Source organism: Streptomyces longwoodensis, from assembly GCF_001514125.1.
In the GTDB taxonomy this organism is placed as follows: Bacteria; Actinomycetota; Actinomycetes; order Streptomycetales; family Streptomycetaceae; genus Streptomyces; species Streptomyces longwoodensis.
In genome coordinates this window covers 192,187-208,231 of record NZ_KQ948564.1, presented here as the reverse complement: position 1 = coordinate 208,231, position 16,045 = coordinate 192,187, and the positions used below count along the sequence as shown (strand labels likewise).

Sequence of the window (16,045 nt, the reverse complement as noted above, 5' to 3'; positions counted from 1 at the left end):
CGACTCTCCCGTGCGGGCGTAGTCGTCGGTGGAGGAGCCGGCGGTCTCGTTGCCGACCGCGTCGTAGGACCAGGGGCCGCTGGAGCTGGACTTGGAGGTCAGTTCCTGGGCGACGCTGGTCCCGCCCGGTGCGGGCGGGTGCGCGAGAGGGCGACACCCCGCACAAGGTGTCGCCCTCTCTTCGTGCGCCGGGGCCGCCGCCGATCGGTGAGGGTCGGGGACCGGCGGCGGACCCGGGGTCCGTACGGCCTAGCGGTGGTCGCTGCCCGTCGACTGGGTCGCCGCGCGGCCCGCCTCCAGGCGGGCGACCGGGATGCGGAACGGGGAGCAGGAGACGTAGTCCAGGCCCACCTCGTGGAAGAAGTGGACGGACTCCGGGTCGCCGCCGTGCTCGCCGCAGACGCCGAGCTTGAGGTCGGGGCGGGTGCGCCGGCCCGCCTCCGCGGCCGCCTTCACCAGCGAGCCGACGCCGTCCTTGTCGATGGTCTCGAAGGGGCTGACGCCGAAGATGCCCTTCTCCAGGTACGCCGTGAAGAAGCTCGCCTCCACGTCGTCGCGGCTGAAGCCCCACACGGTCTGGGTGAGGTCGTTCGTGCCGAAGCTGAAGAACTCCGCCGCCTCCGCGATCTGACCGGCGGTCAGCGCGGCGCGCGGCAGCTCGATCATCGTGCCGATCGCCAGCTTCAGCGACGTGCCGGTGGCCGCCTCGACCTCCGCGACGACCTGGTCGGCCTCGTCGCGGACGATCTCCAGCTCCTGGACGGTGCCGACGAGCGGGATCATGATCTCGGCGCGCGGGTCGCCCTTGGCGGCCTTGCGCTCGGCCGCCGCCTCGGCGATGGCGCGGACCTGCATGGTGAACAGGCCGGGGATGACCAGGCCGAGGCGCACGCCGCGCAGGCCCAGCATCGGGTTCTGCTCGTGCAGCCGGTGCACGGCCTGGAGCAGCCGCAGCTCGTTCTCGTGCGGCTCCTGGCGGGACTCGGCCAGCGCCACGCGGACGGACAGCTCGGTGATGTCCGGCAGGAACTCGTGCAGCGGCGGGTCGAGCAGGCGGATGGTGACGGGCAGGCCGTCCATCGCCTCGAACAGCTCGACGAAGTCCTTCTTCTGCAGCGGCAGCAGCGCCTTCAGGGACGCCTCGCGCTCCGCCTCGGTGTCCGCCAGGATGAGCCGCTCGACCAGCTCGCGCCGGTCGCCGAGGAACATGTGCTCGGTGCGGCACAGGCCGATGCCCTGGGCGCCGAAGCGGCGGGCGCGCAGCGCGTCCTCGGCATTGTCGGCGTTGGCGCGCACCCGCAGCCGGCGCTTGCGGTCGGCGAAGGCCATCATGCGGTGCACGGCCTCGACCAGCTCGTCGGCGTCGTCGGCGCCCGGGTGCATCCGGCCCTCGAAGTACTCCACGACCGGGGACGGGACGACCGGGACCTCACCGAGGTACACCTTGCCGGACGAGCCGTCGATGGAGATGACGTCGCCCTCCTCGACCACGTGCCCGCCGGGGACGGTCATCCGGCGGCGCTTGGTGTCGACCTCCAGCTCCTCGGCGCCGCAGACACAGGTCTTGCCCATGCCGCGGGCGACGACGGCCGCGTGGGAGGTCTTGCCGCCCCGGGAGGTCAGGATGCCCTCGGCGGCGATCATGCCGTCCAGGTCGTCGGGGTTGGTCTCGCGGCGGACCAGGATGACCTTCTCGCCGGAGCGGGACCACTTCACGGCGGTGTAGGAGTCGAAGACCGCCTTGCCGACCGCGGCGCCGGGGGACGCGGCGATGCCGCGCGCGACCTGCCCGGCCTTGGCCGCCTCGTCGAAGCGGGGGAACATCAGCTGGGCCAGCTGGGCGCCGGTGACGCGCTGGAGCGCCTCGGTCTCGTCGATCAGGCCCTGGTCGACCAGCTGGGTGGCGATGCGGAACGCGGCGCCCGCGGTGCGCTTGCCGACCCGGGTCTGGAGCATCCACAGCCGGCCGCGCTCGATCGTGAACTCGATGTCGCACAGGTCCTTGTAGTGGTTCTCCAGCGTCTCCATGATCTGCATCAGCTGGTCGTACGACTTCTTGTCGATCCGCTCCAGGTCGGCGAGCGGGACGGTGTTGCGGATGCCCGCGACGACGTCCTCGCCCTGGGCGTTCTGCAGGTAGTCGCCGTAGACGCCCTGGTGGCCGGAGGCGGGGTCGCGGGTGAAGGCGACGCCGGTGCCGGAGTCGGGGCCGAGGTTGCCGAAGACCATGGAACAGACGTTGACCGCGGTGCCCAGGTCGTGCGGGATGCGCTCCTGGCGGCGGTAGAGCTTGGCCCGGTCGCCGTTCCACGAGTCGAAGACGGCCTTGATGGCCAGGTCCATCTGCTCGCGCGGGTCCTGCGGGAAGTCCCGGCCGGCCTCCTTCTTCACGATCTTCTTGAAGGTGGTGACCAGCTTCTTCAGGTCGGCCGCCGCGAGCTCGGTGTCGACCGCGACGCCCTTGGTCTCCTTGGCCTTCTCCAGCGCCTCCTCGAAGAGGTCGCCGTCGACGCCGAGGACGGTCTTGCCGAACATCTGGATCAGGCGCCGGTAGGAGTCCCACGCGAAGCGGTCGTCGCCGGCCTGCTGGGCGAGGCCCTGCACGGACGCGTCGGAGAGGCCGATGTTCAGGACCGTGTCCATCATGCCGGGCATGGAGAACTTGGCGCCGGAGCGGACCGAGACCAGCAGGGGGTCGTTCGCCTGGCCGAGCTTCTTGCCCATGCGCTGCTCCAGCGCGTCGAGGTGCGCACTCACCTCGTCACGCAGTGCCGCCGGCTCCTCGCCGCTGTCGAGGTAGACCTTGCAGGCCTCGGTGGTGATGGTGAAGCCGGGGGGAACGGGGAGTCCCAGGTTGGTCATCTCGGCGAGGTTGGCGCCCTTGCCACCGAGGAGGTCCTTGAGGTCTTTGTTGCCCTCGGTGAAGTCGTAAACGAACTTCGCTACGTGGGGTTCTCTGTTTTCCGACACGGTCTCGACTCCCTCGAGGACGCGGTGGCTGCCCTGACGTCGGGGAATGTACCCAGATCGAAGGCGTCTGGGTACGTCCACGCGTGCGTCATGTGCCTGTAACCAGTCGTCTGCCACGGGATCGAAAGTCAAGGCAGGGCAAGCAATCGGCAGCCGATGTTTTCACTTGTTGAACGCAGGCGTCCGTCAGTGACGGCTCCTCGCGCTCACATGAGCGGCAATTGCCACGTCCGAGTTTGCTCGATGAACGATCAAGCGGTGGCACTGAGTGCCACCCCTTGGAGAAGTGCAGACGCCCATGATCCGCTCATCTGAGCGTCACCCCGATCAGGGGTGGCGAGAATCACGCTGCCACAGGCCGTCCGGTGTCACCATGCGGACGGGTACCCCGGACGGAAACACCTCTGTCACGCACGCGGGAAGCCGCCGGGGCCGGGGGGCTCACACCCCCAGCGCCAGCAACCGCTCCTCCACCCGCTCCGGCGCGTACAGGTGGTCCACGACCAGCGCCCCCGCGCCCACCAGGCCCGCCTGCTCGCCCAGCCGGGAGGTCACCACCTCCAGGCGGGCCGTCGAGCGGGGCAGCGCCCGCTGGTACAGCAGCTCCCGCACGCCCGTCACGAACGGCATCCCCGCGAGGTCACCGGCGAGCACCAGCACGCCCGGGTTGAGCAGCGTCACCACCGTGGCCAGGACCTCGCCGACCCGCCGGCCGGCCTCGCGGGCCAGCGCCGCCGCCTCCGGGTGCCCGGCCGCGAGCAGGTCCCGTACGTCGGAGCCGGACGCGGCCGGCACCCCGGCCGCCGCCAGTCGCCGGGCCACCGCACCGCCGCTGGCCAGGGCGGCCAGGCAGCCGTAGGAGCCGCAGCGGCACAGCGCGTCGGCGCCGTCCGGCACCCGGATGTGCCCGAGGTCCCCCGCGCCCCCGTCGATCCCCCGGTACGGGGAGCCGTCCACCACGACCCCGGCGCCGATGCCGGTGGAGACCTTGACCAGCACGAACGCCGAGCAGTCGGGGTAGGAGGCGCGCTGTTCGCCGTACGCCATGAGGTTGGCGTCGTTGTCGACCAGCACCGGGACCGGTCCGGCGCCGGTGGCCTCGCCGAACGCGCGGGCGAGCCGGCCGCGTATGTCGTAGCCGTCCCAGCCGGGCATCATCGGCGGCTGGACCACCCGGCCGGTCCCGGTGTCCACCGGGCCGGGCACCGCGAGGCCGATGCCGCACACCTCCGCCGGGGCGTGCCCGGCCCGGGCCAGCACCTCGGCGAACCAGCGGCCCAGCTCGTCCAGCACCCGCTCGGGCCCGTCGTCGACGGCGAGCGGGCCCGCGTGCTCGGCCAGGATCTCGCCGGTGAGGGTGAGCACCGCCGCGCGCGCGTGCCGGGTGTCGAGGTCGGCGGCGAGGACGACCGCGTGCGCGTCGTCGAACTCCAGGGTGATGGAGGGGCGTCCGCCGAGCGGCGAGTCGACCGGGCCGCCCGCGCCCTCGCGCAGCCAGCCCGCGCGGAAGAGCCGGTCCAGGCGCTGGCCGACGGTGGCCCGGGACAGGCCGGTGACCTGCTGGAGGGCACCGCGGGTCGTGGCCCGGCCCGTACGTACCAGGTCGAGCAGGTCCCCGGCGCTCGCCTGGTTCCGGCTCCCGTGGACACGTCCGGTCATGCGCACCCCCTTGTGTTCATCCATCGTGCATTACATAGTGAGTTCTGCGTGTTAATCCGACGTAACCTCATGCAGTCGCCGCTGAACCCCCGGGGAGCCCCGCGTGGATGGAACAGCCCAGCTCACCGCCCGTCCGGTGCGCGCGTTCGCATACGATCCATCCTCCGCGCCGGGTTCCCCGCACGCGAGGGCGGTGGCCGTGCTCGACGCGAACTGGACCGGCACGTCCACGGTGCCCTCGCGCGGGCTGTACCCGCACCAGTGGTCCTGGGACTCGGCGTTCATCGCGATCGGCCTGCGGCACGTGGCGCCGCTGCGGGCGCAGACCGAGCTGGAGACGCTGCTGGCCGCCCAGTGGGGCGACGGACGCGTGCCGCACATCGTCTTCCACCCCTCCGTCCCGCTCGACGCCTACTTCCCGAGCCCCGACTTCTGGCGCTCCACGACCGCCGGGCGTGCCGCCGGGGCACCGCGCACCGTACAGACCTCCGGCATCGTGCAGCCACCGGTGCACGCGCTGGCCGCGTGGCTGGTGCACCGCGCCGACCCCGCGCTGTCGCGGGCGCGCGGCTTCCTGGCCCGGGTGTACCCCCGGCTGGCCGCCTGGCACCGCTACCTGCTGCACCGGCGCGACCTGGGCGGCGGCGGGCTGGTGTCGGTCGTGCACCCCTGGGAGCAGGGCATGGACAACAGCCCCTGCTGGGACGCCCCGCTGTCCCGGGTCGCCCCGGCGCCGGCCCGCTCCTTCCGCCGCGCCGACCTGGCCCACGGCGCGCCCGAGGACCGGCCGACGGACCTGGACTACGGGCGGTACGTGCGGCTGGCGGCCGACTACCGGGACGGGGAGTACCGCGACGGGCGGGGCGCGTTCGCGGTCGAGGACCCCTCCTTCAACGCCCTGCTCGCCGTCTCCGAGCACGCGCTCGCCCGCATCGCGCGCGAGCTCGGGGCGACGGGCACGGCCCGCCACGCGCGGGCGGAGCGGCTGACGGCGGCCCTGGTGGAGCGGCTGTGGGACCCGGCGTACGGCCAGTTCCTGTGCCGGGACGTGCTCACCGGGGAGGCCGTCCCCGAGCGCGGGGTCACCGGGCTGGTCCCGCTGCTGCTGCCCGGCCTGCCGCGCGAGGTGGCCCGCGCGCTCGTGGGCACGCTCACCGGGCCGCACTTCGGGCTGGGCACGCGCACCCGGCTGGTGCCGAGCCACGACCTGCTGGGCGAGGCGTTCGACCCGCACCGCTACTGGCGCGGGCCCGCCTGGTTCAACACCGGCTGGCTGCTGGAGCGGGGCCTGCGGCTGCACGGCGAGCGGGCGCGGGCCGACGCCCTGCGCACGGCGGTGCTGGAGCTCGCGGCGGCCTCGGACTTCGCGGAGTACGTCGACCCGTACACCGGCGAGGCCTGCGGCGCGACCGGCTTCGGCTGGACCGCGGCCCTCACGCTCGACCTGCTCCACGACGCGTCCGGCGAGGACGCCGCACTCCGCGGCTGACCCGGCGCCCGCCACGGCGACCACGGCGACCACGGCATCACGGCGGCCACAGCGGCCACAGCGGCCACAGCAGACCAGGCACGGCAGGCACACAAGACAGGCCCAGGTAGACCCAGGCAGACCCAGGGAGGGGACCGGGGATGACGGAGCGGCATCATCTGCTCGTGTACGGCGGGACGTTCGCCGCCGTCGACGACCGCGGGGACATCGGCGGCGGACGCGGCGCCGGAGCCTGCCCGCCGGGGCTGTTCGTGCGGGACGCGCGGCACCTCAGCCGCTGGCAGCTCACCGTGGACGGCGCCGTGCCGGAGCCGCTGGCCCCGGTCGCCGACGGGGACACCGCCCGCTGCGTGCTCGTGCCGCGCGGCGGCCGCGGCGAGCCGCCGTCCTGCACGTTCTTCCGTGAACAGGCCGTCGGCGACGGCTCGTTCGTGGAGTCGCTGCGGGTGACCAACAACCGCCCCGTGCCGACGACGGTGCGGCTCGCGGTCACCGTCGACGCCGACTTCACCGACCAGTTCGAGCTGCGCTCCGACCACCGCACCTACACCAAGGCGGGTGTCGTCCGCGCCCGCGAAGTCCTCGACGACGGGGTGGAGTTCACCTACCGGCGCGGCGCGTGGCTGTCCCGGACGACGGTGACCGCCGAGCCCGCCCCGGACGCCGTGGAGGAGACCGGCACCGGGGCCCGCCGCCTGGTGTGGACGCTGGAGCCGGAGCCGCACGGCACCGCGGAGCTGGTGCTGCGGGTGATGGCCCGGCCGCACGGCGAGAAGCGGGCGCTGCGCGTGCCGCGGTCCCCCGCCGCGCTCGCCGGACAACAGCGCGACGCCGAGGGGAGGTTCGTCGAGGGGGTGGCGTTCCCGACGGGCTGGCCGGAGCTGGCGGCGGCCTGTGCGCGCGGGCTCGCGGACCTGGCCGCGCTCCAGGTCCCGGCCACCGGACCGGACGGCGAGGAGCTGCGGGTGCCGGCGGCCGGCGCGCCCTGGTTCGTGACCCTGCTGGGCCGCGACGCGCTGCTCACCTCGCTGTTCACGCTGCCCTACCGGCCGCAGCCGGCGGCCGCCACGCTGCTCGCGCTGGCGGCGGCGCAGGCCACCGGGACCGGCCGGGAGGCGGTGGCGCAGCCCGGCAAGATCGTGCACGAGGTGCGCCACGGCGAGCTGGCCCACTTCGGCCAGGTGCCGTACGGCCGGTACTACGGCTCGGTGGACGCCACCCCGCTGTTCCTGGTGCTGCTCGGGGCGTACACCGAGCAGACCGGGGACACCGCCCTGGCCCGCCGGCTCGAGCCGCACGCCCGGGCCGCCGTCGGCTGGATGCTGGACCACGGGGGGCTCACCTCGCGCGGCTACCTGGTGTACCGCGCCGACCGGGGCGGCCTGGCGAACCAGAACTGGAAGGACTCCCCCGGCGCCATCTGTTCGGCCGACGGCAGCCGCCCGAGCGGGGCCGTGATGGCGGCGGGCGCCCAGGGCTACGCGTACGACGCGCTGCGCCGCACGGCGTGGCTGGCGCGCACGGTGTGGGACGACGGCACCTACGGCGCGCTGCTCGCCCAGGCCGCGGCCGACCTGCGCGACCGCTTCCAGCGGGACTTCTGGATGCCCCGCCGGTCCTTCCCGGCGCTCGCGCTGGACGGCACCGGCCGCCCGGTGGACGCGCTCGCCTCGGACGCCGGGCACCTGCTGTGGTCGGGGCTGCTGGACAAGGAGTACGGCGAGCTGGTGGGCCGGCGCCTGCTGGAGGAGGACTTCTTCTCCGGCTGGGGCGTGCGCACGCTGGCCGCCGGGCAGCCGGCGTACCACCCGCTGTCGTACCACCGCGGCTCGGTCTGGCCGCACGACAACGCGCTGATCGCGCTGGGCCTGGCCCGCTACGGCCTGCACGACGAGGCCCGCACGGTCGCGCACGCGCTGGTCGACGCGGCGACGGCGACCGGGCACCGGCTGCCGGAGGTCCTGGCGGGCTACGGCCGTGACACGCACCCCGAGCCGGTGCCGTACCCGTACGCGTGCGTGCGGGAGTCCCGGTCGGCGGCGGCCCCGTTGGCGCTGCTCACGGCGGTCGGCGGGGCGTGAGCGGCGCCCCCGGCGGGTGACCGGCGGCTCCCCCGGCGGGTGACCGGCGACTCCCCCGGCCGGTGCGCCGGCGGGCTCCTTGGGCGGGTGTTTGCGCGGTGTTTGCCGAGCCCGGGCCGTCGGGGCTGAACGCGGGCCCGCGGGGGGCCGTACGCAACGGTGGCGGATCCGGCCCACCCCGGGTCCGCCCCTCGACCGGCCGCCGCACGGAAGGACCCCCGGGTGCCCGCCTCCACACCCTCGCCCGCCCCGCCCGCCCCGACGTCCCCGGCCGAGCCGGAGGCGGAGGGGACGACGGACTCCGCGCAGACCACGAGTGCGGCGCCGGACGACACCCGGAGCACCTCCGCGGGGGAGCCCGCCGCCCAGGGCGGCGCGGGCGACGCCGACGACACGGGCGACACCCGGAGCACCACCGCCGCGAGCCCGGCCGCGCAGGACCCCACCGGCGAGATCGCCGGGGAGGCCGCCGGGGAGACCCCCGGGGCCCCGCGCGGGCGCGGTGCGGGCGCGCGGCTCGCCCGGCTGCGGGCCTGGCGGGAGCGGTACCCGCGGGCCGCGCGGGCGGTGTGGTGGGCCACCACCGTGCTGTCGGTCGTCCTCGTGTACCTGGCGCTGCTGCTGCCGGTGCCGCTGACCGGGTTCGAGCCGAGGATGCTGCTGCGGCTGCCCGGGGAGGCGGTCGTGATCGCGGCCGTGCTCACCGCGCTGCCGCGGCGGCCCCGCGTGGTGGTGGCGGCGCTGGGCGGGGCGGGCCTGGCCGCGCTGACGGTGGTGACCCTGCTGGACATGGGGTTCGGCTCGTACCTGGGGCGGGGGTTCAACCTCGTTCTCGACTGGGAGCTGCTGGACGACGCCCGCTCCTACCTCGCCGACTCGCTGGGCGGGACGACCACGGCCCTGCTCACGGCCGGGGTGCTGGTGCTGGTGGTGGCGCTGTTCGCCGGCATGGCGGCGGCGATGGTGCGCATCGGCACCGTCCTCGGGCGCGACGCGCAGCAGTCGACCCGGGCCACCCTGGTGGCCGGCACGGTGTGGATCACCTGTTCCGTCCTGACGGTCCAGCTGGCCGGGCAGCCGCTCACCGTGCACCGGGCGGCGGGCGCGCTGAACGCGCAGACCGACCGGGTGCGGGACACGCTGCGCGACGAGGCCGCGTTCGGCAAGGAGGCCCGGGCCGACCGGTTCGGCAACACCCCCGCCGCCCAGCTGCTGCCGGACCTGCGCGGCAAGGACGTGGTGTTCACGTTCATCGAGAGCTACGGGCGCAGCGCGATCGAGGACCCGGTGATGGCGCCCGGCGTCGACCGGACGCTCGCGTCGAGCACCGCGGCGCTGGAGAAGGCCGGGTACCGGGCGAAGAGCGGCTGGCTGACGTCGGCGACCTACGGCGGCAGCAGCTGGCTCGGCCACTCCACCACCCTGTCGGGGCTGTGGATCGACAACCAGCAGCGCTACCGCACGGTGATGGCCAGCGACCACCTGTCCCTGACCAAGGCGTTCCGCAAGACGGGCGCCTGGGACACCGTCGGGGTCATGCCGGGCGTGCAGAAGGGCTGGCCCGAGCAGAAGTACTACGGCCTGGACAAGGTCTACAACGCCTTCCAGCTCGGCTACCAGGGGCCGAAGTTCAGCTGGTCGACGATGCCGGACCAGTACGCGCTGGAGGCGTACCAGCGGCTGGTGCACGGCAAGCAGCGCGACAAGCCGCTGATGTCGGAGATCATCCTGACCTCCAGCCACCAGCCGTGGGCGCCGATCCCGAAGATGGTCGGCTGGGACCAGCTGGGCGACGGCTCGGTGTTCGGCCCGATCGAGAAGGCGGGCCGCCGGGCCGGGGACGTCATCGCCGACACCACCGCCTCGCGCGAGGAGTACGGCAAGTCGATCCAGTACTCGGTGACCGCGCTGACCCAGTGGCTGGAGCGCTACGGCACCGACGACACCGTGCTGGTCTTCCTCGGCGACCACCAGCCGATCTCCCGGGTCAGCGGCATCCACGCCAGCCGGGACGTGCCGGTGTCGATCGTGGCCAAGGACCCGAAGGTCCTCGACCGGATCGCCGGCTGGGGCTGGACGGACGGGCTGCGCCCGGCGCACGGCGCCCCGGTGTGGAAGATGAGCGCCTTCCGCGACCGCTTCCTGCTGGCCTACGGCTCCACCCCGCACCCGAGCGGGGGCTGACGCCCGGGGGCGGCGGCGGTCAGCCGCCCGAGGTGTCCAGCTCGGCGTCCTCGCCGATGCCCGCGCAGTCGTACGGGTCCTTCAGCCAGCCGTCCGGCAGCACCACCCGGTTGTTGCCGGACGTACGGCCGCGGGGCCCGTCGGCGCCGTCCGGCCAGGGCTGGTCCAGGTCCAGCTCGTCGAGGCCGGCCCGCAGCTCGGCCAGCGACGAGGTGACCGCCAGCCGCTTGCGCATCTCGCTGCCGACCGCGAAGCCCTTGAGGTACCAGGCGACGTGCTTGCGGAAGTCGATCACGCCCCGCGCCTCGTCGCCGATCCACTCCCCGAGCAGGGTGGCGTGCCGGACCATGACGTCGGCGACCTCCCGCAGCGCGGGGCGCGCCAGGTCGTCCGTACGGCCCTCGAAGGCGGCGACCAGGTCGGCGAACAGCCACGGGCGGCCGAGGCAGCCGCGGCCGACGACGACGCCGTCGCAGCCGGTCTCGCGCACCATGCGCAGGGCGTCCTCGGCGGACCAGATGTCGCCGTTGCCGAGGACGGGGATCTCCGGCACGTGCTCCTTGAGGCGGGCGATGGCCTCCCAGTCGGCGGTGCCGCCGTAGTGCTGGGCGGTGGTCCTGCCGTGCAGGGCGATGGCGGTGACGCCCTCCTCGACGGCGATGCGGCCGGCGTCGAGGTAGGTGAGGTGGTCGTCGTCGATGCCCTTGCGCATCTTCATGGTGACCGGCAGGTCGCCGGCCCCGCTGACGGCCTCGCGCAGGATGGCCCGCAGCAGGGGGCGCTTGTACGGCAGGGCGGAGCCGCCGCCCCGGCGGGTGACCTTGGGCACCGGGCAGCCGAAGTTGAGGTCGATGTGGTCGGCCAGGCCCTCCTCCGCGATCATGCGGACGGCCTTGCCGACGGTCGCCGGGTCGACGCCGTACAGCTGGATCGAGCGCGGGTCCTCGCTCGCGTCGAAGTGGATCAGCTGCATGGTCTTCTCGTTGCGCTCGACCAGCGCCCGCGTGGTGATCATCTCGCTGACGAAGAGGCCCTTGCCGCCACTGAACTCCCGGCACAGCGTGCGGAACGGGGCGTTCGTGATGCCGGCCATGGGGGCGAGGACCACCGGGGGCCGGACGGCGTGCGGGCCGATCTGCAGGGTCGTGTTCTGGGCGGGCGCGGTCGTGGGCATTCCCCCATTCTCCCGTACGGCACCCGGTGCGGCGACATTCTTTAGTTAGGCGTACTATTCACCTATGCCCGAGCTCAGCCACCGCCGGCGCCTGCTGGTCCTGACGATCTGCTGCTTCAGTCTCCTGATGGTCAGCCTCGACGTGACCGCGCTCAACGTCGCCCTGCCCGCCATGCAGCGCGACCTGGACGCGAGTACGGCGGGGCTCCAGTGGAGCATCGACGCGTACACCCTGGTCCTCGCCTCGCTGCTGATGCTCTCGGGCTCCACCGCCGACCGGATCGGACGCAAGAAGGTCTTCCTGTCCGGGCTCGTCCTGTTCGCCGCCGGCTCGCTGCTGTGCTCCCTCGCCCCGAGCCTGGACCTGCTGGTCGCGTTCCGCATGGTGCAGGCGGTCGGCGGCTCCATGCTGAACCCGGTCGCCATGTCGATCATCACCAACACCTTCACCGACCCGCGCGGGCGGGCCCGCGCCATCGGCGTGTGGGGCGCGGTGGTCGGCATCTCCATGGCGGCCGGCCCGCTGGTCGGCGGACTGCTGGTGGAGTCCGTGGGCTGGCGCTCCATCTTCTGGGTGAACCTGCCGATCGGCCTGGCCGCCCTGCTGCTCACCCTGCGCTTCGTGCCCGAGTCCCGCGCACCCCGGGCCCGCCGCCCCGACCCGGTGGGCCAGCTGCTGGTGATCGCCCTGTTCGGCTCGCTGACCTACGCGATCATCGAGGCGCCGGAGAGCGGCACCGCCACCGTCCTGCCGTTCGCGGCGATCGCCCTCGCCGGGCTCCTCGGACTGCTCTGGTACGAGCCCCGCCGCGACGAACCGCTCATCGACCTGCGCTTCTTCCGCTCGGTGCCGTTCAGCGGCGCCACGCTCGTCGCGATCTGCGCGTTCGCGGGGCTCGGCGGGTTCCTGTTCCTGTCCACGCTGTACCTGCAGAACGTGCGGGGGCTCGACGCGCTGCACGCCGGCCTGTGGATGCTGCCGATGGCCGTCCCGATGTTCCTGTGCGCACCGGTCTCCGGACGGCTGGTCGGCACCCGCGGGCCGCGGGTGCCGCTGCTCGTCGCGGGCGCGACGATGACCGTGAGCGGGGTGCTGTTCGCCGCGTTCGACGCGGAGACGTCGGACGTCACGCTGTTCCTCGGGTACGTCCTGTTCGGCATCGGCTTCGGCTTCGTCAACGCCCCGATCACCAACACCGCCGTCTCCGGCATGCCCCGCGCCCAGGCCGGCCTGGCGGCGGCGGTCGCCTCCACCAGCCGCCAGCTCGGCCAGACGCTCGGCGTCGCGGTGATCGGCGCGGTGCTGGCGTCGGGCATCGGCGCGGGGTCGTACCGGGGGTCGTTCGTCTCGGCGGCGGTGCCGGGGTGGTGGATCCTGGCGGGCTGCGGGGTGCTGGTCCTGGTACTCGGCGCGGTGAGCAGCGGGGCGTGGGCGCGGCGGTCGGCGGAACGGGCGGCGTCGAGCCTGGGGGTGGACGAGGTGCGGGGCGCCGAGCCGCGGGTGGGGTCGCGGGCCTGACGCTTGCGCCTCCGTGCGATCGCCGGACAGAGCGAGGAGCACGGGTCCATACTTGCGACACGTGGCGACTCATGTGCCGATGTCCCGACTCGTGCGGTCGCGGCGGGGATCGGCGACGCGGCCGGGGGGGGGGCTGACGCACACTCATGACGACTCCGACACCGTCCGGCACCGTCCGGTCCACGAGCCCGTGGCGGCTGGACGCGGAACGCCGACTGCTCGTACGGACCCTGGCCGAGCCGGTGGTGGCCGAGGTCGCCCCGGAGGAGCTCCCGCTCTTCGAGCGGCGTGCCCGGGGCCACTTCCGTCCCCGGCTGTGGCGCCGCAGGCCCCTGTCCCTCGACGTGGTGGGGCTGGCCACCGACGTGGTCACGCCCGCGGCGCTGACGGCGGCGGCCGGGGTGTTCGGGGTGATGTCGGCCGAATGGATGACCCGGCTCGCCTCGCGCCTCGTGGGCCGGGTGACGCGGCGCGGACGGCGGGCCGAGGCGGAGCCGCCCGGGTCCGCCGCACCCGCCGTGCCGCCGGTTCCCGCACCGACCGCGGCGGAGCTGGCCCGCTGGCGTGCGGCGGCCCTGTCGGGTGCCCTGCGGCACGTGTCCGAGCCGCGGGCGGAACAGGTCGCCGACTCAGTCCTGGCGGAACTCGTCCGCATGCTGGCCACGGACGCCTCCGGCGCCCCGGTCACCGGTCCCGGCGAGCCCGGCCCCACCGGAGACGGGAGGCCGGCCGGGGACGGAGCCGGGGACGCGGGCGGAGGGGGTCAGGCGGCGGGCGGGCGCTGACGTGTTCGTACGCGCCCTCCTCTTCTGCGTCGCCCTGATGGCCGCCGCGGTCACGATCGCCTACCCCGCCGTCACCAGCCAGGAGCACGACACCGGAGAGGCGTACGCCAGGTGCTGGCCGGGTGCCGTCCGAGAGTTCCAGTTGACCCTGCCGATCTCCCCGGTGGAGCGCGAGATCCTGCTCCGGGCGCCGGTCTGGCCCCCGCAACCGGTGGCGGAGGAGGACGGACCGGCCCTGGAGCGGTACTTGGCGGAGCACTGCCCGAAGCCCCCGGCGCACCGGGACGAGTTGAGGGTGGGCCTCGCGCTGGGGATCCTGGGCGTGGGGGGCTTCGTCCTGTACTGGCTCAGCCCGTACTGGCAGGTCTTCCACCGCCGTCTGCTGCGCCTGCGCCCGCACTCCGGCTACCGGCCGGACCTCGCCGACGCGGTGTTCCGGCTGGCGGACGACGCCGGCGTCGCCGTCCACGGGGTGTGGCTGAACGCCGACGACTACACCTCGAACGCCGTGGCCTTCGGGCACTGGCGGCGTCGGCACGTCGAGCTCGCCAGTGGCATGGTCCGGCGCTTCGACGAGGACCCGGGCACCTTCGAGGTGGTCGTCCGCCATGAACTCGGCCACGTCCGCCACCGCGACCTCGACGTCACCCACGGCGTCACCGCGCTGTGGCAGGCCTTCCTCGTCCTGCTCGCCGTGGCCCTGTGCTTCGCCGTGTCCGGTCACGCCGGTGAACCCACGTACCTGCTGCGGCTCTCCTTCCACCTGGCCCTGCTGGCCGGTGTGCTGTACGCGGCCCGCAACGCCTTCCTCCAGTCCAGGGAACTGCACGCCGACGCGTTCGCCGTACGGGGCGGCGCCGGCCCGACGGGCCAGGGGGAGGAACGGCGACGGAGCCTGGACGCCTTCTTCGTCGGCCTGGCCGCCGGACGCGACGGCAGCGGCCTGCCGTTCGGCACCCACCCCGCCCTCCCGCGCCGCCGCGCGGCCCTGCGCCACCCCGCCCTCGCCGGCGAACTCAGCGCGTGGGAAGCCGCGTTGACCGGCTGCGTCGCCCTGCTGGCGGTGAACCTGCTGCTGGGGGACAGCTACGACGTCATGCTGACCGGATGGCGCCTGGGCTTCCTGGAGGTGGACACGCTGCGCCCGGTGTACTCCTGGCTGGCGCTGCCCCTTCTCCTGCCCGCCGGCGCCGTCCTCGGGGCGGGCATCCGGCACACGGTCACCGCGTGGGGCGGTGGACGCGCCCTGCCGGGGCGGCTGGCGCTGATCGCCCTGGGACTGTACGCGGGGCTGTGCGCCGGGTGCGCCCTGCATCCGAGCCAGATGTACGGGGACCGGTCCGCGCAGGTGCGCAGCATGTGGTGGAGCCCGCTCACCGGCGCCCTCGGGCTGGGCCTCGCGCTGACAGCGGCGCTGTCGGTCCTGGCGCTCGCCGTGTTCGCCCTCGCGTGCGACGCCGTGTGCGGGCCACGGGCCGCGCCCCGGTGGGCGGGGGCGTACGGCGTGCTCGTCACGGCCACCTGGTTCCCGGCGGCCCTTCCGGGCGGGAGCGCCCCGTACGTCCGCGGCGTGGTGATCGGCATCGCCCTGCTCTGCGGCGCGTTCGTGCGCCGTCGGCCGGGAGGCACGCCGGCTGCTCCGGTGCCGCTCACCCCGCAGGAGCCGGTGGCCCGGACCGAGGCTCCGTCGGTGACGGGGCCGCGACTGCTCCTGGCGCACGCCGTCACCGCCGTCGTCACGGTCGGCGCCGTCCTGGTGGCGGCCCGCCTCCTGGTGCGGCCTCCCGACGCGCCGCTCGCCCTGGTGGCCGCCTCCGGTCTGGTCGGCCACACCGGCGTCCTGGCCGGTGCGGCGGCGGCCCCGTACGACGCCGAGTTCCGGCGTCGTATCCGGTACGCCGTGGTCTGCCTGGGGCTGAGTACGGGGGCCGCCTTCCTGGAGTCGCTGGGGGGCGCCGTACCGGGGATCGGGGCGGGTCTGCTGCTCGGCACGGCCGCGGCGGGCGTCGCGGTGGCCGGCCGGGTCTCGACGTCCGCCGTCTACGCCTTCCGCCACCGCCGGGCGACGGCCCCGCCGGCAGCCACCCCGTCCGACGTCGTGGACCGGCCCGGCCCGGCCGGTCCACGGGGCGAGCCCGGGAACCGGCCCCGGCGCACCACGGGACAGCACCGCTGACCGGCGCA

At 74.4% G+C, this 16,045-nt stretch carries 9 protein-coding genes; 6 read left to right on the top strand and 3 right to left on the bottom strand.

All coding sequences use genetic code 11. The features are described 5' to 3' along the window. Positions 1-249 precede the first annotated feature (249 nt). Together ppdK and AQJ30_RS33275 are read right to left on the bottom strand one after the other, a co-directional pair. Complete coding sequence (gene ppdK, locus AQJ30_RS33280) at positions 250-2,970, bottom strand: pyruvate, phosphate dikinase (RefSeq protein WP_067241313.1); 2,721 nt, start codon at positions 2,968-2,970, stop codon at positions 250-252. Between the two features lie 441 nt (positions 2,971-3,411). Next, positions 3,412-4,629 (bottom strand): ROK family transcriptional regulator, encoded by a 1,218-nt coding sequence (locus AQJ30_RS33275; protein WP_067241311.1) that lies wholly within the window; start codon positions 4,627-4,629, stop codon positions 3,412-3,414. A 103-nt stretch (positions 4,630-4,732) separates the two neighbouring features. Between AQJ30_RS33275 and AQJ30_RS33270 the strand changes: the two genes are divergently transcribed. The 3 genes from AQJ30_RS33270 to AQJ30_RS33260 all read left to right on the top strand — a co-directional run bounded on the left by AQJ30_RS33270 (position 4,733) and on the right by AQJ30_RS33260 (position 10,383). Then, entirely contained in the window at positions 4,733-6,118 is a 1,386-nt protein-coding gene (locus AQJ30_RS33270; RefSeq protein ID WP_067241310.1) for an MGH1-like glycoside hydrolase domain-containing protein, read from the top strand. A 140-nt stretch (positions 6,119-6,258) separates the two neighbouring features. Further along, positions 6,259-8,199, top strand: coding sequence for an amylo-alpha-1,6-glucosidase (locus AQJ30_RS33265; RefSeq protein ID WP_067241308.1), 1,941 nt, complete (start codon positions 6,259-6,261; stop codon positions 8,197-8,199). Positions 8,200-8,421: 222 nt separating this feature from the next. Beyond that, on the top strand, positions 8,422-10,383 hold the full coding sequence (locus AQJ30_RS33260; RefSeq protein ID WP_245727239.1) for an alkaline phosphatase family protein: 1,962 nt from the start codon (positions 8,422-8,424) through the stop codon (positions 10,381-10,383). Between the two features lie 19 nt (positions 10,384-10,402). Here AQJ30_RS33260 and dusB read toward each other — a convergent pair whose 3' ends face one another. Further along, a complete protein-coding gene (gene dusB, locus AQJ30_RS33255) occupies positions 10,403-11,557 on the bottom strand; it encodes a tRNA dihydrouridine synthase DusB (RefSeq protein ID WP_067241306.1) in 1,155 nt (384 codons plus the stop codon). A 64-nt stretch (positions 11,558-11,621) separates the two neighbouring features. On the opposite strand from dusB, the gene AQJ30_RS33250 reads away from it, so the two are divergent. The 3 genes from AQJ30_RS33250 (at position 11,622) to AQJ30_RS33240 (ending at position 16,037) form a co-directional block, all read left to right on the top strand. Further along, positions 11,622-13,076 carry an MFS transporter gene (locus AQJ30_RS33250; protein ID WP_067241304.1) on the top strand — a complete coding sequence of 485 codons (1,455 nt, stop codon included), beginning with the start codon at positions 11,622-11,624 and terminating at the stop codon, positions 13,074-13,076. A gap of 146 nt (positions 13,077-13,222) precedes the next feature. Continuing rightward, positions 13,223-13,861, top strand: a complete 639-nt coding sequence (locus tag AQJ30_RS33245) for a hypothetical protein (RefSeq protein WP_067241302.1) — start codon at positions 13,223-13,225, stop codon at positions 13,859-13,861. Position 13,862: 1 nt separating this feature from the next. Then, positions 13,863-16,037 carry a M48 family metalloprotease gene (locus AQJ30_RS33240; protein WP_067241301.1) on the top strand — a complete coding sequence of 725 codons (2,175 nt, stop codon included), beginning with the start codon at positions 13,863-13,865 and terminating at the stop codon, positions 16,035-16,037. Positions 16,038-16,045: the final 8 nt, after the last annotated feature.